The following is a 23,099-nucleotide window of genomic DNA, read 5'->3' as shown; positions in this document are numbered from 1 at the left end:
AGAATATCAGTTTATGAAAAAAATAATATTTGCTTCATTAGCATCGCTGGCTTTCCTGACGGCATGTGAAGATTATAACGATCAGTTCAATCTGGACAGTTCGATTACGGACGTGAAGAATTCGGCCTTTACATTGGCGGACAGCGATTATGGGACGGTGGCCAATCTGGCGGCTAATCAGGAATTGGCTTTGTCCAAAGATCCGGAAACGGGCTCTTTTGTGGAGGCATTGAACAAAGTGGGTTCAGACAAGTATTTCACCACGTTGGCTCCGGCTGAAGATTACTTGCCGGCATTCATTAATAATCAATATCCTGAGGCAGACAACGGTTCACGTTTTGTCGTGACTGCCAATGTCTATAAAGAACCTTCCGGTTATTTGGCCGATTTCAAGAATATTTCGGTATATAACCTGAGCTCTGCCGATTACGAGACGGTGTGGGGTGATTATATCAAGGCCTCTTTTCTGTCGCCAGCTTCCCTGTCGAAGATTCCCGCCTTGCTGGGTGCCAATGTGACGGGCGCACAGGACGGTGACATGAAGGTGGTGAACTATGCCTACTCTGAGACTGAGCCGAGTACGGGTGGCGGAACTGCAATTCCTGTCGTATATCAATTGGTGGATGAATTTGAAGAAGGTGCCAACTATGTGATTGCTGCCAAGGGACAGGACGGCAATTATTATCCCTTCGGCAAATTGCAGAAAGAAAGCTATAGCTACGGATATATGTATCCGGAAGCCATCACCGTGACTGACGGTGTCATCTCAGGCGATGATGGTGCCGAACAGGTGATGACTGTGGAAAAGACCGCTGACGGTTATGCGTTGAAGAATGCATGGGGACAATATCTCTATATGTCGGGTACTTTTGACAGCTTCAATGTGACCACCTCACTTCCCACTGAAGGAGGGTCATGGCTGTTCAATGCGAATGGTGACGGTACTTTTGCCATTCAGAATGTGGAAAAGGAAAAGACTGTCAAGCTGACATTGTATAACGGATCCTATTCATACGGCTCTTACGCGGCTTCCAAGTATGAGACTAAGGAATATCTGTCTGCCATCGGTACTGAAAGCGACGGCAGCTTTACTCCAGTAGACGTGGCACTTCCCGAAGGCTCTACATATGTGTGGAAGTTTGATTCGAAGTATGGTTACTGGAAAGGATCGGCTTATGTAGGTGGCAACAAGCCTGCCGAAAGTTGGCTTATTTCGCCGGCCATTGATTTAGCAGATGCCAAGGTGCCCGAACTTACGTTTGATGCTGCTTGCCGTTATTTTAACGGTACTCCTGAATCTTATATGACAGTCTGGATTTCAGAGGACTATGCTGGTGATGTGGCTACTGCTACATGGACGGAACTGGAGGTGAACAACTGGTCGGATGGCAATAGTTGGGACTTTTATAACAGTGGTGCTATGGATTTGAGTGCTTATAAGGGTAAGACAGTGTATGTAGCTTTTAAATACAAGAGCACAGCTGAAGCTGCTCCGACGTGGGAGATTAAAAATGTAAAAGTGAAGGAACAATCTCTTTATTGGGATGTGTGTCTGTTCAAGGAAGTGGCAGCAGACGGGTCAACAGCAGTGACTCGAATGGTTACTACTCGTGCTGATATTCAGGCTAATGCTTCGGCTCTATATGTATATAACAACAATAATTGGCAACTTTACAGTAACAGTGACGCTAAGGTGGCTGTTGTTGATCCTTCTGTATACGCTTCGTTGGGAAGTGATGTAATTGCCGACCCTGAAACTGTTATTCCTATTTATTTGAGCAAAACATATCCGTATGCTGTTGAAGGTGACCGTGTGGCTGTGGTTTATAATGAGAGTGCGGATAAAACTGTAGTGGCTGAATATACATTCCAAGCTGGTTGGGCTGCTTCATTGGATTATGAACCGATTACTATTACTTTCGTGAAAGAGAATGGGTTATTCTCTGCTCAGATGAGTACTTATATTGATGAGACATTCTTGGGTAGTGAAGGTGGATTTACGGTACAGAATGTGAACTTGGGTGGCTTGAACTATGTATGGCAGAATACTTCTACTTATGGATGGAAAGCATCAGCCTATTATAATAATACGAATAATGTGGCTGAAAGTTGGCTGATATCACCAGCTGTCAACTTCAAGAAAGCTGTGGTTCCTGAAATGATCTTTGATGAAGCTCATCGCTATCTGAACAATGCGCCCCTCGAAGATTATATGAAAGTGAAGATTTCATCCAATTATAAGGGTGATGTGACTACATGTGATTGGACTACATTGACTGTGACCGGTTGGTCGGACGGGCAGACATGGGATTTTGTGACAATTGATGCCATTGATTTGAGTGAATTTGTGGGACAGACGGTTTATATTGCGTTCCAATATAATAGCGATGCAACGGCTGCTCCGACTTGGGAAATTATGAACTTGAAGGTTCGTGAACGTGAATCTGAAAATGCTGAATGATTATGAAAAAACAGTTATTTGCGCTTTTTTTCATTGCAGGGCTGTTGTTCGCATCTTGTGATGAGTATAACGACATCCCTAATGGTTATATTGAAACTACGCAAGAAGATGCAATTACTCTCGTGCTTAAAGGGTACGAGAGTAGTGCACAGGGTTTCTCTGTTTTTCAACCGGAGGGTTTTGATGCTCCGTTTTATATTATGAACAAGCAGTTTGTCGGTAATATGTACGAGTTTGCTGCGGCTGTTGAGCCACGTCTTGACGAGATGACCGTTATGCCTTCTGATTTGTCTTGGCAGAAGAATGCTGATATTCTAAACGGAAAGACTTATTGGGTGAGGTATGCTTCTTATTTGGAGTATAGATATGTGAAAATCAGAGTGGCTGATGTTAGTGGTAATAATGTGTCTATAGAATATGTATTTGGAGACATACAGAATCGCAATCAGAATGCTAACTTGGGTTATGACAAGACTTCCGTAACGTATTTCGAAATGCCTGCTTTGAATGCAGACTATCTTTACGTAGATCATTATGCTACATATGCAGGTGTTGATGTTTTTAATTATGCGTTTGAGTGGGACGCTTCAAAGAATCATGCCGCTTGGGTAGCGTTTTCTTTCGATGATGTTACTTGTAAGGATTTGTTTGACCGGACCGATGCGTGGGATGTAGATCCGGAACTGCCTGTTGAGATGCAGACTTCGAACGATAACCATAAGAATGACGGATTTGATAGGGGACACATTTGTGCATCGGAAGATAGGGTCTATTCATTAGATGCTAATCAGCAGACCTTCTATTTTAGTAATATGTCACCACAATTGGCTTCTTTCAATCAAGGCTATTGGCAGGCTCTTGAAAAGGTTGTCCAGAAATGGGGACGTTCAATTCCTAGTGTTTATGATAAGGTCTATGTAACTAAAGGTGCTTCTTTAAACCAGTTGCTTGTGAATTTTACCGGTGAAAAGAAAGGGGGAGATGGATTTTATCCCACCACTGATGAAAATGGGTTTACTAAGGGTAATCTAGCTTGCCCGAAGTATTATTTTATGGCTGTTTTATCTGAAAAAGGCGATACCTACCATGCTATAGGTTTTTGGGTAGAACACAGTGAGTATCTTCCGGAACAACCTACGGTGGAAGAATTGCAAGCTTATGTTCTTAGCATCGACGAACTCGAACAGAATACCGGTCTCGACTTCTTCTGCAATCTGCCCGATGTGATAGAGGATGAGGTTGAAAGTTCTTGCAATGTCAACGACTGGGCTTGGTAAAGCATTCCGAATAGGAATTCCCTGACAGAGAATGCAGGGAATGTGATAAAGGCATTGTTTTAGCCATTACAACAGGCATGCACGGCTTTGTGCAAATGCATGCTTTTGTATAGGCTGAAACAATGCCTTTTTTTGATATTGGCATGTGTGGAGGTTGGGAGGCGGAGTCCGGGATTTAAGAAATCCGTAATCGGGGTAGGCATCACGGGGATTTGTATACCATGTCGTTACCGGTAACTTTCTATTTTTGCATCAGGTAATCATCCTGAGGAGAGTTCGTTGCGAACAGTTTTTTTATATCTTTGCCGGCCGAAAGCCGATCGGCAGTGGCAGGATAGGAAACTGGTCTGCCATGCAGGCGTTCGGGCAAGGCAACTCTTTCTCGGAGAAGTTGTAGCATTGATAATTATTCAACCATAAAGATTTAGTTTATGAATATTATTAGAGATACCGAGTTTGGAGGAGAACGTCCCTTATTCGAGTCACACAACCTCCGTCTGGAGAATGTAGTCATCCGTGCCGGAGAATCGGCCATAAAAGAGTGCAGCAACATCGAAGCCTTCGAGTGCCGTTTCGAGGGAAATTATCCTTTCTGGCACGTACACGGTTTCACCATCGAACGTTGCTATTTCGATGTAGGAGGACGCTCTGCCTTGTGGTATTCCGATCATCTGACGATGAAGGACACTGTTATCGACGCTCCCAAGATGTTTCGCGAGATGGAAGAAATCGATATAGAGAACGTGACGATGAACGATGCAGACGAGGTCTTCTGGCGTTGCAACGGCATCCGCGTAAAGAACCTCAAACTGCATGGCGGAACCTATCCGTTCATGTTCAGCAACAACATTCGTGTCGACGGTTTGGAGAGTGACAGTAAATATGTATTCCAGTATGTGAAGAACGTAGAGATCCGTAACGCCAGGATCACCACCAAAGATGCTTTCTGGGAGGTAGAGAATGTGACGATCTACGATTCCGAGCTCAACGGCGAGTATCTGGGGTGGCATTCCAGAAACCTCCGTTTGGTCAATTGTCACATTACCGGCGAGCAACCGCTGTGTTATGCGCACGATCTGGTGCTGGAAAACTGTACGTTTGGTCCTGACTGCGACCGTGCCTTTGAGTACAGCACGCTGCATGCCGACATACGTGGGGCAATAACCAATATCAAAAATCCTACTTCGGGCACGATTGTGGCAGACGCTATCGGTTCGGTCACCCTGGACGCGAACATCAAGGCGCCTGCAGATTGCCGGATCAGGCTGCGAGACGGGCGTTCCTTCACCGATTAAAACAAACAGACGATGAAATATAACTTTGATGAGATTGTGCCGCGGCGGCATACGAATTCGTATAAATGGGACAGTGCGCCGGCTGGCAAAGAAGTGCTTCCCCTGTGGGTGGCAGATATGGATTTTCGCACCGCTCCGGCTGTTGTCGATGCTTTGGAGCGGCGGGTACGTCATGGCATTTTTGGTTATGTCCGTGTGCCGGATGCCTATTACGAATCGGTCAGCAGCTGGTTCGGACGCCGTCACGACTGGAAGGTGGAGAAGGATTGGATGATTTACACGTCCGGGGTTGTTCCGGCTCTTTCGGCAGTCATCAAGGCGCTGACGGAACCGGGCGACGGGGTGCTGGTACAGACACCGGTATATAATTGTTTCTTTTCGTCTATCCGCAACAACGGATGCCGGATTGTGACCAGTCCGCTGAAATACGAAAACCGTACGTATCACATCGATTTTGAAGATCTGGAGCGCAAGACGGCCGAGCAGAGTGTCAAACTTATGTTGCTTTGCAACCCTCATAATCCGGCAGGGCGCGTATGGACCCGCGATGAGTTGTGCCGCATCGGGGAAATCTGCCGGAAGAATCAGGTGAAGGTGATTGCAGATGAGATTCATTGCGAACTGGTGTTCCCGGGGCATGTCTATACTCCGTTTGCTTCCATCAGTGAAGACCATTTGTGGAATTCGGTGACCTGCGTTTCTCCGAGCAAATCGTTCAATCTGGCCGGATTGCAGATTGCTACCATCATCGCCCGTGACGAGGCTGTCCGGCAGCGCATCGATCGGGCCATTAATATCAACGAGGTGTGCGATGTCAATCCTTTCGGTATCGAGGCCACCATAGCTGCTTATAACGAAGGGGAGGACTGGCTGTTGCAGTTACTGGAATATCTGAAAGGCAATTACGACTACCTGTGCGAATTCTTCTGCATGCACCTGCCACACATTCCGGTTACGCAGCTGGAAGGAACTTATCTGGTATGGGCCGATTGCCGGAGCCTGAACATCCTTTCGGAGACGTTGCAGTCGCGTCTGCTCGAAGAAACCGGGCTGTGGCTGAATAGTGGAACCATGTACGGAGCGGAAGGGGAAGGCTTTCTGCGTTGGAACATCGCCTGTCCGCGTGCGGTGCTGCAAGATGCTTTGATGCGTTTTCAAGGCTTTGTCCGCTCGTTGGGATGTGATGTTATGTCGGCACAAGACACGGAAGCTTTAGCGAATGCCGGCGCTCGGAAGGATGTATAACCCTGTCAGAAAGTATAACGGATAATGATTCAGTTAAAAAAGGCCGACGGGCTGCTTGCACTGATCCGCAATGGTCAACCGTTGACCTTGGGACAACAGTTGCGCCTGACGGTGCAGCTCAGTATTCCGGCGGTTATTGCGCAGTTGTCTTCCATCGTCATGCAGTATATCGATGCGGCGATGGTCGGCAGTCTGGGAGCCGAAGCATCTGCTTCCATTGGGCTGGTGTCTACAACGACCTGGCTTTTCTCCGGGGTATGCGCGGCTGCTTCGACGGCATTTTCCGTTCAGGTGGCCCATCGGATCGGAGCCGGAGACATGCATAGTGCGCGTGCCTTGTTGCGGCAGGCGTTGACGGCTACTTCTGTTTTCAGTCTGTTGCTGGCCATCGTTGGGATGGCAGTCAGTCCGGTGTTGCCTGTCTGGCTGGGAGGCGATGCATCCATTCATTCCGATGCCACTCTTTATTTTTTCATCTTCTCGCTCTTTTTGCCTGCTTTGCAGATCAATTTCTTGTCGGGCGGTATGCTTCGGTGCAGCGGTAACATGCATGTGCCCAGTCTGCTTGGCGTGGTGATGTGCGCGCTGGATGTGCTGTTCAACTTCTTTCTGATTTTTCCTTCGCGTGAGTTGGTTTGCGCGGGTTTCTCTTTCACGATGCCCGGAGCAGGGCTCGGTGTGGCAGGTGCGGCCTTGGGCACGGCTGCTGCCGAAATGGTGGTTGCCGGCGTATTGTTGTGGTATCTCTGGACCCGCTCGAACGAATTGAAGCAGAGTGGGGAGAGGGGTGGCTTCCGTCCGAAAGCAGTCACGTTGAGAAATGCGCTTCGCATCGGTCTTCCGATGGGGATTGAGCACATGGTCATTTGCGGAGCACAGATTGTGACAACCGTCATTGTGGCTCCGTTAGGTGTTTTTGCCATCGCGGCCAACTCTTTTGCCATTACGGCCGAAAGTCTTTGCTATATGCCCGGTTACGGCATTGCCGAGGCTGCTACGACACTGGTCGGGCAAAGCATCGGTGCCGGACGCTGGCGGTTGACCCGCAGTTTCGGACGCATCACTGTGTTTATGGGAATGGGGGTGATGGGAGTGATGGGGGTACTTATGTATCTGTTTGCCCCTCAGATTATCGGTTTGATGACTCCTGTCGAGGAGATTCGGGAATTGGGGGTAATGGCCTTGCGTATTGAGGCGTTTGCTGAACCTATGTTTGCAGCATCGATTGTCGCATATGGAGTATTTGTCGGGGCGGCTGATACGTTGGTGCCGTGCCTGATGAATCTTTTCAGTATTTGGGCGGTACGCTTGTCATTGGCCGCTTTGCTTGCTCCGACGCTGGGACTGAAAGGGGTATGGATTGCCATGTGCATTGAATTGTGTTTCCGGGGTATGATTTTCCTTGTACGACTGATGCGGGAGAAGTGGCTGAAAAAAGTATGAAACTTGCAAACTTGCAAACTTGCAGGCTTCCTCACACACACACACACGCGCGTACGCGCGTTAGAAATCGGATCGGACATGCCTAAAAATACCCCTTACTCAAGTTTCGCAAGTGCGAAACTTAAGAACCCTATATCGTAATCAATGCCGAAGATGTGCTCAATGAATATGAAAAAACGTTTGATGTTGAAGTGACATATACACAAACTACACCAACGTGAAATATAAATTGCCTGAGGGGATAGAATACTATCAGTTTGCCGATATAGACCCCGAAATAGTGAAGTTATGCGAATTCCGTACAAACAGGCTGTGGGACTTTGACATACCTGAGGACACATTCAATAAATGCATTATCTATCAAGACCAGTTTTTCGACAACAAGCACGTTTGTTGTATAAACAATAGCGCAGGCACTATCAAGTTCTACCAGCACATGATGTACCTGCAACGGGTGGTGAACGACCCTAACGATGAAGAATTTGTAGAGCTGGAGATTATACCTGCTGAAATTTATTTGAGAGAAAACGGGGATTTCAATCTTTTCACTGTTCCGCTGGCAAGAAATGTACTGGAGGTATCAGACAGTTCACAGAATAAGCAAGGTCTGATAGATTACATAAAAGTTGGTATTGAAGAGAAACAACCTCCTAATCACTTGTTTATTGCATTTTACGAGGGGTACCAAAATTATTTCATTTCTGTTGATAACTCAACAGGAGAATCTGTGCGAAGTAGTTCAGCATATAGAATACCGATATATCGTACAACTCTTTTTCATTATGGTTCATACAACATTGGTGATGCGGCTTTTTATGCAGTATACCCCGACAAGGAAACAACGTTACAGATTGATGGCGAATACGGACTATACAATAAGCTGTATAAAGACAACCCGAAAGTTAACAAAAAACTGAATATAAGTTTAGCTTCTTACGAAAAGGACAATGGTACGAGCCTACAGATATATTCCTAATCGGTAACCAACCGTATTTTTGTGAAGAACTGAAATACAACATGGAAAGTAAAGGATGCCCTGAAGTAGTGGAGGGTACTTTTTTCAGGTTAGAATAAAAAAATCCCCGCAGCGGCTCGAACTGCGGGGAATAGGGTGTTCAATATAACGTCTGTCAAGCTATGGATATGGAACCAAGTTTCCTGCTGATGTCCTGCAAGGCAAAGTTGAATGTCTCCAGGTCTTCTTTGCTCAGCGTATAGACCTTACCCCTCACTTTGGTACCGTTGATGCGTTGGCTCAGCCAGGCTGTACTCTTCCCGAAATATTTCTTGGCAATATAGCCCAGCGGAATAATGTCAGCATAGGGGGCAATCTGCTGTTTCACGGTCACGTAGTTTATCATTTCCTCCGCCTCCTGTCCCAGTTCTTTATATCCGTTCAACAAGAAATCGGCTATCTCGCTCGCATCTTCCGGCGACTGGTACTTGGCGGTTATCTCATCAGACAAGGCCGTATAACGCTCCATGGCGTCTGGTGCGTCCGAACGGGCAATTTCATTCAGTTTTTTCAAATCATCTTTCAGTGCCATATATGTTACAGTATTGTGCTCCCTCTCTGTCGCAGGGGGCTTGTTCATAAATCATTTTTCGCTGTCATTCAGAATTTTTTCCAGCATCTCTATCTGTCTTTCCGTTTCGAGCTTCGCATCCAGCAATGCGTTCATCTCTTTTTCGCTCATTTTGTTTCCCGCATTGCGGAAGGTATGCTCATACATCTTCGACATCAGCTTCAATTTGGTCAATTTGGACAACAACCTCATTCTTGTTTCCTTTTCCATTTCTCGTTCTTTTATTGACACAACAAAGATACATAAACTTTTCTTTATGTACAAGCCCACATAAAGAAAAGTTTATGCGGCAATCATTTTTTTATCTTGAAATATATTAATACCCCAACCTTCGTAAGCTCAAGTTGCAGTTGACAAGCAATAAGTTGACGAGTTGACAAGGCGTTTGTAGCGAACCGTTTCAAGCGGCACTTTGTCAAACAGGGTGTTCCAGCTTGGTAGACTTATTAACTGAAGCATTGTCAACTAATAAGTTGAGCACTTGCGAACTTAGACACCCCTTATTTTTTCCCAGTTAGGAAAAAATATTTTCCCAGTTAGAGAAATTTTTTTTCCTAGTTAGGAAAAAAATGGGGTATAGTAGGGGGTTCTGCTTGTATGAAACTATTATAAATCTTCAGGCATGGGGATGACAAGGATAGAGTCACTACACCGGATTCCGTAGAATACGTCACGAACCCGCCCTTGCTGAGGTATCAGAATACCTTTCTCTACCAGGTCTTTTATGTCGCGTGCTGCAGTATCTGGCGATACCTTTACACGTTTTGCCCAGTTCTTAGCCGTCAGTTTGCCGGGATAACCGTCCAAATATAAATTCAAGACCTCGCGTTGTCGTTCGGACAGGACTGTTTCGGCATGTTTTTGCCAGAATATGGCCTTGTTAAGAACCTTCGACAATGTTTCGTCGGATTGCTCGACGGAACGGAGCAGGCAGTCAAGATACCAGGTGATCCATTCTGTAATCTCGCAATCTCCTTTCTGTGTTTTCTCCAATATGTCGTAATACTGTTTTTTATCTTTGTTTATCTGATGGGAGATGCTGAAGAAACGCATCTTTGAGTTTTCAGCCTGTGAAAGTGCCATATCAGCAATGGCTCGTCCGATTCGTCCGTTTCCGTCATCGAAAGGATGGATACAGACAAACCACAAATGAGCTATTGCCGATTTGACATAGCCGTTATGTGTATCTGAATTGAACCAGTCCAGAAACCGATTCATTTCTTCGTCTATTTTTTCAGGAGCAGGCGCTACATAATGTACCTTTTCCCGACCGAACATTCCAGAAACAACTTTCATCTCTCCACTGCGGTATCGGGCTACATCTATTCTTGTTGGACCGCTCCATCCGGTAGGAAACAGGCAGTTGTGCCAGCCGAATAGTCTTTCATGGGTAAGCGGACTGTTGAAATTGACGGTTGCGTCAAGTGCCATTTCAACTATTCCGTCTATATATCGTGAGGATTCGGTCGGATTCGGTAGTTGTACTCCGAGTTTGCGGGCTACAGATGAACGTACCTGCTCATTGTTCAATTCCACTCCTTCAATTTCTGAAGATGCAATGATGTCATGGGAGATGGATTCAACTACGGCGGACATCTTGTCGTTAAAACCGATTACACTAAGACGTCCCATCAGATAGCCGACAGCCTTGTTTACCTTGTTCAGCTTCTCGCCGACAAGTTCCTTGTCCCACGAAAAGGAAGGCCATTCTTTATGTTCATGTATATACATAGGCATCACTGTTTTCTGCAAATATACGGTTTTGCGGATAATAAACCGCAAATTTTGCGGCTTATTATCCGCATGAAACAGTGAAATCAGTATTTATCAGCATTTAATAAAACACGTTTCGTAGCAAAGTTAGCTGTTATGCCTCCTCCTTTATGAAATTATCGGCTTTAACTTCTAACACTGCGAAGCAAAGTGATAACTTCTATTTTCCAAAGGAATATTAAACCCGAAACTTAAATATTAAACAACTTATTTTTGCATTTAAATGTACGCGCGTATGCGCATGCGCGTGTGTGGGTGTGAGGGCTATGCAAGTTTGCAAGTTTTGCAAGTTTTGCAGGATTCCATCTTTATTTTCTTTCCCTGTGTATTTCCGCGTAATCCGTTCCTAAAAGCAACAAGATGTCAGTCGTTTGCGAAAAAAACACTATTTTTGAACCGATTTTATGTAAATACCTATTTTGCTATATGGAACTTCAGGACATTCTTCATCACTTGAATATCGAACAGCTGAACCCTATGCAGGAAGCTGCCTGTAAGGCGTATGCTGCCAGCTGTAACCTTGTATTGCTTTCGCCCACGGGGTCGGGTAAGACGTTGGCTTTCCTTTTGCCGCTGGTAGGCTCGTTGAAACCCGATGTGCAGGGCGTGCAGGCAGTGGTGCTGGTACCCTCGCGCGAACTGGCGTTGCAGATAGAAGGCGTGTTCAAGGCCATGAATACGCCTTTCAAGGCGATGAGCTGTTACGGCGGGCGTCCGGCTATGGACGAGCACCGTACGATGAAGGGACTGAACCCGGCGGTCATCATCGGCACACCGGGGCGCATGAACGACCATTTGCAGAAACAGAATTTCGATGCCGGACGGGTGACAACGCTGGTCATCGACGAGTTCGACAAGTGTCTGGAGTTCGGCTTTCAGGACGAGATGGCTGAAGTCATCGGTCAGCTGCCTTCGCTACGGAAGCGCGTATTGCTTTCGGCAACCGATGCCGAAGAGATTCCGCAGTTTGCCGGTGTGGACGGGGAGGGGCTGGTGAAGCTCGACTTCCTGCCGGCGGAAAAGACCGGAGCACGTCTGAGCCTGCAACAGGTACTTTCGCCTGAAAAGGACAAGCTGGAGACACTGTACAACCTGTTGTGTTGCTTGGGTAATGCCTCGACGCTGGTGTTTGTGAATTACCGTGAGAGTGTGGAGCGCGTGGTGCAGTACCTGCGTTCGCGGAAGTTTCCTTGCGAAATGTTTCACGGCGGCATGGAGCAACCCGACCGTGAGCGAGCCCTTTACAAGTTTCGCAATGGAAGCAGCCCCGTGCTGGTGTCGACCGACCTGGCTGCGCGCGGACTCGACATCCCGGGTATGGACAACGTGGTGCACTACCACTTGCCGGTCAACGAAGAAGCCTTTACCCACCGCAACGGACGTACGGCACGATGGGACGCCAGCGGATCGGCCTATCTGATACTGCATCCCGAAGAACACCTGCCCGCGTATCTGTCCGATGAGGTTCCTTGCTTTGAAATGCCGGTGCAGATACCCAAACCGATGAAGTCGCGATGGGCGACCTTATATATAGGGAAAGGAAAGAAGGACAAGCTGAACAAGGTGGACATTGTCGGTTTCTTGTATAAGAAAGGTGGCCTGACGCGTGAGGATGTGGGGCAGGTAGACGTGAAAGAGCATTATGCCTTTGTGGCTGTGCGTCGCAGCAAGGTGAAACAGCTGTTGACGTTGGTGCGTGGCGAAAAGATCAAGGGGATGAAGACAATCATCGAGGAAGCCAAATAAAAATAGTGAAAAACGGCGGAAACATGCTGCTGAACATACTAGAAAAGGTGCTATGTGATAAATATGCATTTTATTTGCAGTTTTTTCTGCTTAATAGTTGCTAATGGAGGCCATAAACTTTCAGTTTGCCTTTTTGTTAGGTGACTTGGCAAGTATATGTAACAAATTGGTGTATATTTCCTGTATAAACCAATAAAAAGATAGGAAAATACGTTTAAAAATGGTTTTTTCATAAGGAAAGATTTGTTTTAAAGAAATAATTCCGTAATTTCGCCATGTCGAAAGACAGAAATGAACGAATTGTATAACCAAAAACACACTTTAAATGAAAAAGCATAATTTCAATGCAGGACCCTCCATCCTTCCGCGCGAGGTGATCGAAGACACAGCGAAAGCTATCTTGGACTTTAACGGTTCCGGTCTCTCACTGATGGAAATCAGCCATCGTGCCAAAGATTTTCAGCCCGTTGTGGACGAAGCTGTGGCATTGTTCAAAGAATTACTTAATATTCCCGAAGGTTATTCAGTATTGTTTTTGGGTGGTGGTGCCAGTCTGGAATTCTGCATGGTCCCCTACAACTTCCTGGAAAAGAAAGCAGCCTATCTGAATACCGGTACATGGGCCAAGAAAGCCATGAAGGAAGCAAAGGCTTTCGGTGAAGTAGTAGAGGTGGCTTCTTCGGCTGACGCAAACTTTACTTTCATCCCGAAAGACTATACAATCCCTGCTGACGTCGATTATTTCCACATCACGACGAACAATACTATTTTCGGTACCGAAATCAAGCACGATCTTGACGTGAATGTTCCGATGATTGCCGATATGTCTTCTGATATTTTCTCGCGTCCGGTCGACGTGTCCAAATATATCTGTATCTATGGCGGTGCACAGAAGAATCTGGCTCCTGCCGGCGTAACGTTCGTCATTGTGAAAAACGATGCAGTAGGCAAGGTTTCGCGTTACATCCCGACCATGCTGAACTATCAGACACATATCGATGGCGGTTCAATGTTCAATACACCGCCGGTAGTGCCCATTTACTCGGCCATGCTTACATTGCGCTGGATCAAGGCTCAGGGTGGCGTGAAGGAAATGGAACGCCGTGCCATCGAAAAGGCTGACATGCTGTACGCTGAAATCGACCGCAACAAGATGTTTGTGGGAACAGCTGCCAAGGAAGACCGTTCGCGCATGAACATCTGCTTCGTTATGGCTCCCGAATACAAGGATCTGGAAGCTGACTTCCTGAAGTTTGCTACCGAAAAGGGTATGGTAGGTATCAAGGGACATCGTTCGGTTGGCGGTTTCCGTGCATCGTGCTATAACGCCATGCCGAAGGAAAGTGTACAGGCTCTGATCGACTGCATGCAAGAATTCGAGAAACTTCATTAATCTGAAATAAACCAATTATAGTTCACCACAGATTGCACAGATTACCACAGATACTCTTTTTCGGATGATGGCTGTGATGATGGGTGTATTCTGTGGTGAATTTTTTTTCTAATATCATAAAACTATGAAAGTATTAGTTGCAACAGACAAACCGTTTGCCAAAGTGGCCGTAGACGGTATTCGTAAGGAAATAGAAGCAGCAGGCTACGAATTGGCCCTGCTGGAAAAATATGGTGAGAAAGCCAAGTTACTGGATGCGGTAAAGGATGCCGATGCCATCATTATCCGCAGCGATATCATTGACGCAGAAGTATTGGACGCTGCCAAGCAGCTGAAGATTGTGGTACGTGCCGGTGCCGGTTACGACAATGTAGACCTGGAAGCTGCTACTGCTCACAATGTATGTGTGATGAATACGCCGGGACAGAACTCGAACGCCGTAGCCGAACTGGCTTTCGGACTGATGGTGATGGCTGTGCGCAATATGTATAACGGTACTTCGGGCACGGAGTTGAAAGGTAAGAAACTGGGTATCCATGCCTATGGAAATGTAGGTCGCAACGTGGCACGCATCGCCAAGGGATTTGGCATGGAAATCTATGCTTACGACGCATTCTGCCCGAAAGAGGTTATCGAAAATGATGGCGTGAAAGCGGTTGGTTCGGCCGAGGAACTGTACGCTACATGTGATGTCGTTTCCTTGCATATTCCGGCTACTGCCGAAACAAAGAACTCTATCAATCATGCTTTGGTAGGCAAGATGCCGAAAGGCGGACTGCTGGTGAACACAGCCCGTAAGGAGGTTATCAACGAGGCCGAACTGATTCAGCTGATGGAAGAGCGTACCGACCTGAAGTACATGACCGACATCATGCCGGCTGCTCACGAAACGTTTGCTGCCAAGTTTGCAGGTCGCTATTTCTCTACACCCAAGAAGATGGGTGCACAGACCGCCGAAGCCAACATCAATGCCGGTATTGCTGCCGCTAAACAGATTGTAGGCTTCCTGAAAGACGGTTGCGAGAAGTTCCGCGTGAACAAATAAAATAAAAGGTACGGCTATGAAGAAGGAAACCAAAGAGTGCATACAGATATACATTCCGTTGATATTGGCTGTTTCGCTGAACGGGTTGACAGGTCTGGTCAGCATGTCCGATTATGCGGAAGGCTTTTTACAGGGAATGGCATTGCTTCTGTTGTGCGTGGCAGCCTTCGAAATAGTGTTTGCCTTTAAGCGTAGAATGAAAACAACTTCAAAAGAAAACTGAGTATTTATGGCAACAATCAAACCATTCAAGGGACTCCGTCCCCCCAAAGAGCTGGTGGAAAAAGTAGCTTCCCGCCCTTACGACGTGCTGAACTCTGAAGAAGCGCGTGCCGAGGCCGAAGGCAATGAGATGTCTCTCTACCACATTATCAAGCCCGAGATAGACTTCCCTGTAGGTACCGACGAACACGATCCGCGTGTTTACCAGAAGGCTGCCGAGAATTTCCAGAAATTCCAGGATAAAGGCTGGCTGGTGCAGGACGAGAAAGAAAACTATTACATCTATGCCCAGACGATGAATGGCAAGACGCAGTTCGGACTGGTGGTAGGCGCTTACGTGCCCGACTACATGAACGGTGTCATCAGGAAGCATGAGCTGACCCGCCGCGACAAGGAAGAAGACCGCATGAAACACGTCCGCGTGAACAATGCGAACATCGAACCGGTCTTTTTTGCCTATCCCGACAACAAGACGCTTGATGCGCTGATTGCCCGCTATACGGCACAGCCGCCCGTGTACGACTTTGTGGCTCCTGACGATGGTTTCGGTCATACATTCTGGGTGATTGACCGTCCGGAAGATATCGCTGCCATTACCCGCGAGTTTGCCAAGATGCCGGCTCTCTACATTGCCGACGGACACCACCGCAGTGCCGCTGCAGCGTTGGTTGGTGCCGAGAAGGCAAAGCAGAACCCGAATCACCGGGGCGATGAAGAGTATAACTACTTCATGGCGGTGTGCTTCCCTGCCAACCAACTGACGATTATCGACTACAACCGTGTCGTGAAGGATCTGAACGGTCTGACTCCTGCACAGTTCCTTGAAGCGGTAAGCCGTCATTTCGATGTAGAGGAAAAGGGCGCCGAGATCTACAAACCGGCCTGTCTGCACAACTTCTCGCTTTATCTGGACGGCAAGTGGTACAGCCTGACTGCCAAACCGGGTACTTACGACGATAACGACCCGATCGGGGTGCTTGACGTGACGATTTCTTCCAACCTGATTCTCGACGAGATATTGGGCATCAAGGACCTCCGTTCGGACAAGCGCATTGACTTTGTCGGCGGAATCCGTGGATTGGGCGAGTTGAAGCGCCGTGTGGACAGTGGCGAGATGAAGATGGCACTGGCACTCTATCCGGTCAGCATGAAGCAGCTGATGGATATTGCCGATACGGGCAACATCATGCCTCCCAAGACAACGTGGTTCGAACCTAAGTTGCGTTCAGGACTGATTATCCACAAGCTTTCTTAAAGAGAAGGTTGCGTCGTTGCTTGACGCCGAGTATATAGAGAGTGTATCAATTGAAGAATAACTGGCTTATGTGAAATGAGCACAGAATTACCCGGAAGAAGAAGTAATCCGTGAATCTCCGTGTAATCCATGCCTGAGAAAAGCCGTTTCTTCATTTGATACACTCTCTTTTTATGCCCGTTTATGCTTGTTTCAGTGGAAGGCTTTATAAAACAGACGTTCCGTCCCATATCCGGCAGATCTGTTCGACGGTCTGCATGATGTTTCGGCAGGCCGTGGACGGTCGCATGGCTTCTTCCAAAGACATCGGAGCCGGAGTAATGGAAAAGGCGGCACGGAAGCCGGCCTGGTTCAGGATATCGGCATCTTCGATGCTGCCGGATACGAGGATGACGGGGATGCCTTGCCGCCTGGCCCGTTTCAGGATGCCCGACGGAACTTTGCCCATCACCGTCTGGCGGTCCGATTTTCCTTCGCCGGTGATGATGAGGTCGGCACCTTCGATTAGCTTGTCAAAGTCCGTCAGGTCGAGCAGCAAGTCTATGCCGGGCTTCAGTTCGGCGTTGAGCAGGGCAGACAAGGTGCCTCCCATGCCTCCGGCTGCTCCGGCGCCGGGTAAGGTGGCGATGTCGCGTCCGGTGGTCTGCCGGATGACTTGCGCCAGGTGTTGCAGTCCTTTGTCCAGTGCTGCCACCATTTCCGGGTCTGCTCCCTTTTGCGGTGCAAAGACGCAGGCGGCTCCTTCGGGACCGAAGAACGGATTGCATACATCGCAGGCGGCGGTGAAACGGGCTTCGCGCAACGCAGGTAGGGCGGTGGAGGAGTCAATGAAGGCTATCTCGTTCAGCAGTTGCCCGCACATGGGTTGGGCTTTACCTAATTCGTTGCCGTACCTGTCCCGGAAGCGGAACCCCAGGGCTTGCAGCATACCCAGTCCTGCATCGTTGGTGGCACTGCCTCCCAGCCCGATGACGAAACGACGGCAGCCGCGGTTCAGGGCATCTTTGATCAGTTCGCCCGTTCCGTAGGTGGTGGTCAGCGACGGATTGCGCTGCCGGAGCGGAACTAACGGTAGCCCGCTGATGGCGGCCATTTCGATAAAAGCCGTTGTACCGTCGCCCGACAGACCGTATGCCGTCTGGCGCATCTGCATCAACGGGTCGTGGGCTGACAACCGGATTTCCCGACCGTTCAAGGCTTCGGTCAGGACTCTCTGCATGCCTTCTCCGCCGTCGGCCACGGGCAGGCAGATGGTTTCACACGTGGGGAATGCGTGGCGTATGCCCTGTGCGGCGGCTGTTTCTGCCTCTTTCGAACTGAGGCAGCCTTTAAAGGAATCAATGGCAAGAATTACTTTTCTCATGAGTGAACGGATGATTAGGGTGAACACGATGCTGTGCAGTCTGTCGGGCGCAGCCGGTCGGACAGTTTTCGCCGGTAGTACCATACGCCTGCCACGTCGGCCAGTGCCCAGCCAATGGGTACCGACCACCAGATGCCGGTGTAGCCCACCGAAGGAATGGCTGCCAGTACGTAGGCCAGTAGCACGCGGCTGCCCAGTGAAATGACGGTCAGAACTACCGACATGGAGGGTAGGGCTACGGCACGGTAGAAACCGTAGAGCAGAAACAGGTAGCCGATGCCTACATAGAAGCTGCCTTCGATGCGGAGATACTCTACGCCTATGGCGATGATGCCGGTTTCGGAGGGTGGAACAAACAGCGACATCAGCCATGGCGACAAGACAAAGACGGCAGCCGAAACCAGCAGGGCGAAAACGGTAGTCAGCACCACGGCGCTACGGATGCCACGACGGATGCGTTCGTGCCGGCCGGCACCGTAGTTCTGGGCGATGAAGGTGGAGAAGGCGTTGCCAAAATCCTGCACGGGCATGTAGGCGAAAGAGTCTATCTTGACCGCAGCGGCGAAGGCAGCCATGACGGCGGTGCCAAACGTATTGACTAGGCCTTGCACCATTAGGATACCGAAGTTCATGACCGATTGCTGCACACACGTCAGGAACGAGTAGGAAGCGATGCGGCGGATGGAACGGAAGTCGGTCACGCGGTCGGCTTGCGACAGCCGAAGTTCGGGGAAATGGCTGTGTGTGTAGGCATACAGCCCTATGGCGGCTACGGTTTGCGCTATTACCGTGGCCCAGGCAGCTCCTTCCACTCCCATGCCCAGACCAAGCATCAGGGCAAGGTCGAGCCCGATGTTGAGAACGACCGATACCAGCAGAAATACCAGTGGTACGACCGAATTGCCTATGGCACGGAGCAGAAAAGCATAGAAGTTGTAGATGCAGACCGGTATCATGCCCAGAAAGACGATAAACAGATAGCGGTAGGTCATCTGTTCGACTTCGGCCGGTGTTTGCAGCAGGCGGATGATAGGAGTCAGAAAGGCCAGCGATATAATGTTGAGCAGGAGGGTGACACCACCGACAATCAGCATGGCGGAAAAGATGCTGCGCCGCATGGCTGCCAGATCGCGTGCGCCATATTGCATGGAGAACACAGCACTGCATCCCATGCAAAGACCGATAAAGACAGACGTTACAAATATGATGAGGGCATACGACGAGCCTACCGCGGCCAGTGCCTGTGCACCCAGTACGCGGCCAACGATGAGCGTATCGGCAATGTTGTAGCACTGCTGCAGCAGGTTGCCCAGCATCAGCGGAAAAGCAAAGCGGAGCATGGTTCCCGTAATGCTTCCTTCCGTCAGATTTCCTTGATTGGTAATGCGCATTGGTATGATTGTAAATTGTGCCAAAATTACGTCATGCGTACCAGATACACAAATGTTCGGAAGAAAGTTTTTAAGCTGCCGGCAGCCGGTGTAGAAAGTTTTGCGAGCAGTTTCTTCTGCTTTAGGTGTGGGATTATATGGGAATATACCGTGGAAGGTAATCCGAGCACCCATTAGTAAATACTAAACCTGAAAAAGTTAGTGACGCAATTAAAAATGAATATTTATTTGGAATATATGCAGAAAAGTTCTACCTTTGCCGCCGAAAACAGAAAGAAACTTATGAACCAGATGATGAATTATACTTTTTACGCGTCCTATCGGCCTGTCTGCCAGCAGAATGGTACAGACAGCCAGCAGACGGTGCATGTGCACTGGTTCAGTGGTTTTATCTAAGTCCGACTCTCCATGTAATTTTTTTATAATCTCCTCCTTCCTGTCTTTATTGTAGACAGAGGGGGAGTTACCTATTCAGGTCCTGCTTTACATCGGGATCCGATGATGTGTGTGCTATAAAATTTACCACAACTTTTTTCTTGTAATCAAAAGTTATGTTCAGCATTATATCTACTATGTTGGCTGGTTTTGTTATCGGCCATTTTCTGCACGAAGGAAAGTTTCTTCAGAAGATTGAGAAAACTACTTCGCTGACCGTATTTGCCTTGCTTTTTGTGTTGGGATTGTCCATCGGGTCGAATCATCTGATTGTGGACAATTTGGGACGATTCGGATGGCAGGCAGCTATACTGGCCGTTTTAAGTTTGAGTGGCAGCATCGTGGCAGCCCGTATCGTATTTCAATTGTTTTTCAAGAAAGGAGAGGAAAGAAATGAAGAATAGTCTGATCGTTATTGCCATTTTTGCCGTGGGATGTCTGGCAGGAACTTACTGGCATCCGGAGGCTGATATGCACAACTGGTCGCTTTGCATCCTTTATGCGCTGATGTTGCAGGTGGGCATCGGACTGGGCAGTAATAAAGTTTTGCGCAGTGAGCTGAAGCAGCTAAGTCCGAAGATGCTGCTGGTTCCGTTGGCCACCATTACCGGTACACTGATTTTTTCGGCCATTGCCAGCTTGCTGTTGAGCCAGTGGAGCGTGTTCGATTGCATGGCAGTGGGCAGTGGATTCGCATACTATTCGCTGTCGTCCATCCTGATCACTCAGTTCAAGGAGCCCTCTATCGGCCTGCAACTGGCTACCGAGCTGGGTACGATTGCTTTGCTGAGCAATATTATCCGCGAGATGATGTCGCTGGTAGGCGCACCGCTGATACGGAAATACTTTGGCCGTCTGGCACCTATTTCGGCAGCAGGTGTCAATTCGATGGACGTCCTTCTGCCTTCCATTGCCCGTTGTTCGGGGAAGGAGATGATGCCGATAGCTATCTTTCATGGCATCCTGATCGACTTGAGCGTACCCATCTTTGTGAAGCTGTTCTGTAGTCTGTGATGCTAACTAAGGGGCTGCCGCTGATGCCCGTCAGCCAGCCGCGGAGGTGACAGATAAAAATCAATCCTTGAGTCGGAATGATTTTCTGATTTTTATTTCCAAATAGTAGACATCATTCAATGCGAAGATGTGTAGACTTTGCTATTGAATGTAGATTAAATTTCCCCAATAACAAATAGATGAATTAATTTTATATTTGTCAGCCTGAACACCAGTGAAGAATTATCTCAACGCTGTTGAAGATATTTTATTTACTACCGGTATTCAGGCTGACATTTTTCTTTCTGTCAGAGTTTTTCGCCATTGATCAGTGTCTGCACGATGCGTTCGGCGGTGCGTCCGTCCCAGCGGTCGGGCAGGGTGGTGTGCTTCCAGTCGCCGTGCAGCAGCTTGTCGAGGGCGGCAGCCAGTGCAAACGAGTTTTCGCCCACCAGCTCGTTGGTGCCGATGCGCCATGTTTCGGGGTGTTCGGCGTAGGTGTTCAGCGTGATGCAGGGCACGTCGAGGAAGGTGGCTTCTTCGGCGATGTTGCCCGAGTCGGTGACGATGCCTTTGGCCTGGTTGATGAGGAAGCCGAAGTGCAGGTAGCTTTGGGGCGGCAGGATGTGCAGGTTGGCGGCGGGCAGGTCGAGTGCCTTGACGGCCTTCTCCACGTAGGGGTGCAGCGGAGCCACGATGGGCATGCCGTCGGCTTTTTCGATGACGGTCTGCAGCAGCGACTGTACGACGGCTTTTTTGTCGAGCAGGTCGTGGCGGTTGAGCGTCAGCAGCAGGTAGTTGCCCTTCTTCAGTCCCAGCGAGTCGAACCAGCGGGGCTGTATCAGCCGGTGGCGGTTGTAGCGTATGTTGTCGATGAGGATGTTGCCCACGTAGTGGATGTATTCGGGGATCATGCCTTCCTGGTTCAGGTTGCGGTTGGCCACCATGCCGGCAGTGAACAGGTAGTCGGAGATGGCGTCGACGATGGTGCGGTTCACCTCGCGCGGCATGTTCATGTCGAACGAGCGGGTTCCGGCGATGACGTGTGCCACCTTCAGTCCGCGCTTTTTGGCTACGATGGCGCAGCTCATGGTGGCTGTCAGGTCGTCGACCACGAGTATCACCTGTGCGGGGTGGGCATCGAGTTCTTTTTCGAAGGCCAGCATGATGGCGGCTGCCGTTTCCGACTGTCCTTGCGCGCTTACGCCCAGGCAGGCGTCGGGCTTCCTCATGTTCAGGTCGGAGAAGAGCGAGGCTTCCAGGCTGTTGTCGGCTTCGGGGCCTGTATATACTATGCGGTAGGTAATGTCCTTTCCGCTTTCCCTTGCCGCGTCGATGGCACGGCAGATGGGCGCTATCTTCATGAAGTTGGGACGTGCGCCCGATACGATTGTTATTTTCATTATTTGAGTCAAGATGAAAAAATGATGAGACAAAAATACGGTTTCTTAGGGAATTTATTTGTTACTTTGCTGATAAAATTGATGTGATATGCCAACATTTGTTCAGATTCTCGATTTTATAGGTACGTTTGCCTTTGCCATCAGCGGCATCCGTTTAGCTTCGGCCAAGCGGTTCGACTGGTTCGGGGCATACGTTGTAGGCTTTGTGACCGCCATTGGCGGAGGTACCATTCGCGACTTGTTGCTCGACGTCACTCCCGGCTGGATGACCGATCCCATTTACCTGATCTGTACCGGTCTGGCCCTGCTGTGGGTGATTCTGTTCGGAAAGCATCTGATTCATCTGAACAACACGTTCTTCATTTTCGACAGCATCGGTCTGGCCCTGTTCACTGTGGTGGGTGTGGAGAAGAGCATCCTGCTGGGCTATCCCTTCTGGGTGGCCATCATCATGGGCAGCATTACGGGTGCGGCAGGCGGTGTGTTCCGCGACGTGTTCATCAACGAGATTCCGCTGATTTTCCGCAAGGAGATTTATGCGATGGCCTGTGTGGTGGGCGGTACTGTTTATTTCCTCTGCCAGCTGGTGGGTCTGGATGCGTATATCTGCCAGATTGTGGGCGGCGTGTCGGTATTTCTGGCTCGTATCCTGGCCGTCAAGTATAAGATTTGCCTGCCCATCCTTTCGGGTGCGGGCGAGGAAGAGGAGAAGCGGTAGGAGCGGAGAGAAAACAGTTCAGGCACGGATTACACGGATTTTCGCGGAGTATTTA

General features: G+C 48.7%; 21 protein-coding genes. 15 read left to right on the top strand and 6 right to left on the bottom strand.

The genetic code is table 11. The features are described from left to right. Nucleotides 1–13: 13 nt before the first annotated feature. From BQ5591_RS14485 to BQ5591_RS14460, 6 genes are all read left to right on the top strand, one after another. Nucleotides 14–2,461: a choice-of-anchor J domain-containing protein gene (locus BQ5591_RS14485; protein WP_071149892.1), complete on the top strand. Its 2,448-nt coding sequence runs from the start codon at nucleotides 14–16 to the stop codon at nucleotides 2,459–2,461. A 2-nt stretch (nucleotides 2,462–2,463) separates the two neighbouring features. Beyond that, nucleotides 2,464–3,738, top strand: coding sequence for a DNA/RNA non-specific endonuclease (locus BQ5591_RS14480; RefSeq protein ID WP_071150743.1), 1,275 nt, complete (start codon nucleotides 2,464–2,466; stop codon nucleotides 3,736–3,738). A 431-nt stretch (nucleotides 3,739–4,169) separates the two neighbouring features. Further along, complete coding sequence (locus BQ5591_RS14475; protein WP_022163023.1) at nucleotides 4,170–5,033, top strand: DUF3737 family protein; 864 nt, start codon at nucleotides 4,170–4,172, stop codon at nucleotides 5,031–5,033. A 12-nt stretch (nucleotides 5,034–5,045) separates the two neighbouring features. Then, nucleotides 5,046–6,278, top strand: coding sequence for a MalY/PatB family protein (locus BQ5591_RS14470; RefSeq protein ID WP_083380993.1), 1,233 nt, complete (start codon nucleotides 5,046–5,048; stop codon nucleotides 6,276–6,278). A 24-nt stretch (nucleotides 6,279–6,302) separates the two neighbouring features. Next, the gene (locus BQ5591_RS14465; RefSeq protein WP_071149891.1) at nucleotides 6,303–7,721 is read left to right on the top strand and encodes an MATE family efflux transporter; all 1,419 of its coding nucleotides are present in this window, start codon (nucleotides 6,303–6,305) and stop codon (nucleotides 7,719–7,721) included. A 217-nt stretch (nucleotides 7,722–7,938) separates the two neighbouring features. Next, on the top strand, nucleotides 7,939–8,697 hold the full coding sequence (locus BQ5591_RS14460; protein WP_159434489.1) for a hypothetical protein: 759 nt from the start codon (nucleotides 7,939–7,941) through the stop codon (nucleotides 8,695–8,697). Between the two features lie 154 nt (nucleotides 8,698–8,851). Here BQ5591_RS14460 and BQ5591_RS14455 read toward each other — a convergent pair whose 3' ends face one another. The 3 genes from BQ5591_RS14455 to BQ5591_RS14445 form a co-directional block, all read right to left on the bottom strand. Next, a complete protein-coding gene (locus tag BQ5591_RS14455) occupies nucleotides 8,852–9,268 on the bottom strand; it encodes a DUF5053 domain-containing protein (protein ID WP_071150742.1) in 417 nt (138 codons plus the stop codon). 51 nt (nucleotides 9,269–9,319) lie between these two features. Continuing rightward, complete coding sequence (locus BQ5591_RS14450) at nucleotides 9,320–9,517, bottom strand: hypothetical protein (protein WP_022163017.1); 198 nt, start codon at nucleotides 9,515–9,517, stop codon at nucleotides 9,320–9,322. Nucleotides 9,518–9,913: 396 nt separating this feature from the next. After that, the gene (locus BQ5591_RS14445; protein WP_162841932.1) at nucleotides 9,914–11,038 is read right to left on the bottom strand and encodes a Fic family protein; all 1,125 of its coding nucleotides are present in this window, start codon (nucleotides 11,036–11,038) and stop codon (nucleotides 9,914–9,916) included. A gap of 468 nt (nucleotides 11,039–11,506) precedes the next feature. Here BQ5591_RS14445 and BQ5591_RS14440 point away from each other — a divergent pair, with 468 nt between their 5' ends. The 5 genes from BQ5591_RS14440 to BQ5591_RS14420 all read left to right on the top strand — a co-directional run bounded on the left by BQ5591_RS14440 (nucleotide 11,507) and on the right by BQ5591_RS14420 (nucleotide 16,741). Further along, a complete protein-coding gene (locus tag BQ5591_RS14440; RefSeq protein WP_071149887.1) occupies nucleotides 11,507–12,826 on the top strand; it encodes a DEAD/DEAH box helicase in 1,320 nt (439 codons plus the stop codon). A gap of 325 nt (nucleotides 12,827–13,151) precedes the next feature. Then, on the top strand, nucleotides 13,152–14,219 hold the full coding sequence (gene serC, locus BQ5591_RS14435; protein ID WP_022163271.1) for a 3-phosphoserine/phosphohydroxythreonine transaminase: 1,068 nt from the start codon (nucleotides 13,152–13,154) through the stop codon (nucleotides 14,217–14,219). A 124-nt stretch (nucleotides 14,220–14,343) separates the two neighbouring features. After that, nucleotides 14,344–15,264, top strand: a complete 921-nt coding sequence (locus BQ5591_RS14430; protein ID WP_071149886.1) for an NAD(P)-dependent oxidoreductase — start codon at nucleotides 14,344–14,346, stop codon at nucleotides 15,262–15,264. 16 nt (nucleotides 15,265–15,280) lie between these two features. Then, entirely contained in the window at nucleotides 15,281–15,487 is a 207-nt protein-coding gene (locus BQ5591_RS14425) for a hypothetical protein (protein ID WP_071149885.1), read from the top strand. Between the two features lie 6 nt (nucleotides 15,488–15,493). Next, nucleotides 15,494–16,741, top strand: coding sequence for a DUF1015 domain-containing protein (locus BQ5591_RS14420; RefSeq protein ID WP_071149884.1), 1,248 nt, complete (start codon nucleotides 15,494–15,496; stop codon nucleotides 16,739–16,741). 205 nt (nucleotides 16,742–16,946) lie between these two features. Here the strand turns inward: BQ5591_RS14420 and BQ5591_RS14415 are convergent, their stop codons facing one another. Both BQ5591_RS14415 and BQ5591_RS14410 read right to left on the bottom strand, forming a co-directional pair. Further along, a complete protein-coding gene (locus BQ5591_RS14415; RefSeq protein WP_071149883.1) occupies nucleotides 16,947–18,104 on the bottom strand; it encodes a glycerate kinase family protein in 1,158 nt (385 codons plus the stop codon). Between the two features lie 14 nt (nucleotides 18,105–18,118). Then, the gene (locus tag BQ5591_RS14410) at nucleotides 18,119–19,489 is read right to left on the bottom strand and encodes an MATE family efflux transporter (protein WP_113740924.1); all 1,371 of its coding nucleotides are present in this window, start codon (nucleotides 19,487–19,489) and stop codon (nucleotides 18,119–18,121) included. Nucleotides 19,490–19,711: 222 nt separating this feature from the next. On the opposite strand from BQ5591_RS14410, the gene BQ5591_RS14405 reads away from it, so the two are divergent. From BQ5591_RS14405 to BQ5591_RS14395, 3 genes are all read left to right on the top strand, one after another. Next, nucleotides 19,712–19,891, top strand: coding sequence for a hypothetical protein (locus BQ5591_RS14405; protein ID WP_071149881.1), 180 nt, complete (start codon nucleotides 19,712–19,714; stop codon nucleotides 19,889–19,891). 155 nt (nucleotides 19,892–20,046) lie between these two features. Continuing rightward, nucleotides 20,047–20,334, top strand: coding sequence for a LysO family transporter (locus BQ5591_RS14400; protein ID WP_071149880.1), 288 nt, complete (start codon nucleotides 20,047–20,049; stop codon nucleotides 20,332–20,334). Then, nucleotides 20,324–20,944, top strand: coding sequence for a LysO family transporter (locus tag BQ5591_RS14395; protein ID WP_022162025.1), 621 nt, complete (start codon nucleotides 20,324–20,326; stop codon nucleotides 20,942–20,944). The genes BQ5591_RS14400 and BQ5591_RS14395 overlap by 11 nt, the downstream gene beginning before the upstream one ends. 287 nt (nucleotides 20,945–21,231) lie before the next feature. Here BQ5591_RS14395 and BQ5591_RS14390 read toward each other — a convergent pair whose 3' ends face one another. Beyond that, complete coding sequence (locus tag BQ5591_RS14390; protein ID WP_071149879.1) at nucleotides 21,232–22,326, bottom strand: UDP-N-acetyl glucosamine 2-epimerase; 1,095 nt, start codon at nucleotides 22,324–22,326, stop codon at nucleotides 21,232–21,234. An 88-nt stretch (nucleotides 22,327–22,414) separates the two neighbouring features. On the opposite strand from BQ5591_RS14390, the gene BQ5591_RS14385 reads away from it, so the two are divergent. Next, nucleotides 22,415–23,044 (top strand): trimeric intracellular cation channel family protein, encoded by a 630-nt coding sequence (locus BQ5591_RS14385; protein ID WP_022162530.1) that lies wholly within the window; start codon nucleotides 22,415–22,417, stop codon nucleotides 23,042–23,044. The last annotated feature ends 55 nt before the right edge of the window (nucleotides 23,045–23,099 follow it).

Origin of the sequence: Bacteroides ndongoniae (genome assembly GCF_900108345.1) — a bacterium.
GTDB lineage: Bacteria > Bacteroidota > Bacteroidia > Bacteroidales > Bacteroidaceae > Bacteroides > Bacteroides ndongoniae.
The sequence above is the reverse complement of the archived record's forward strand: the minus strand, read 5'-3'. Positions and strand labels throughout refer to the sequence as shown.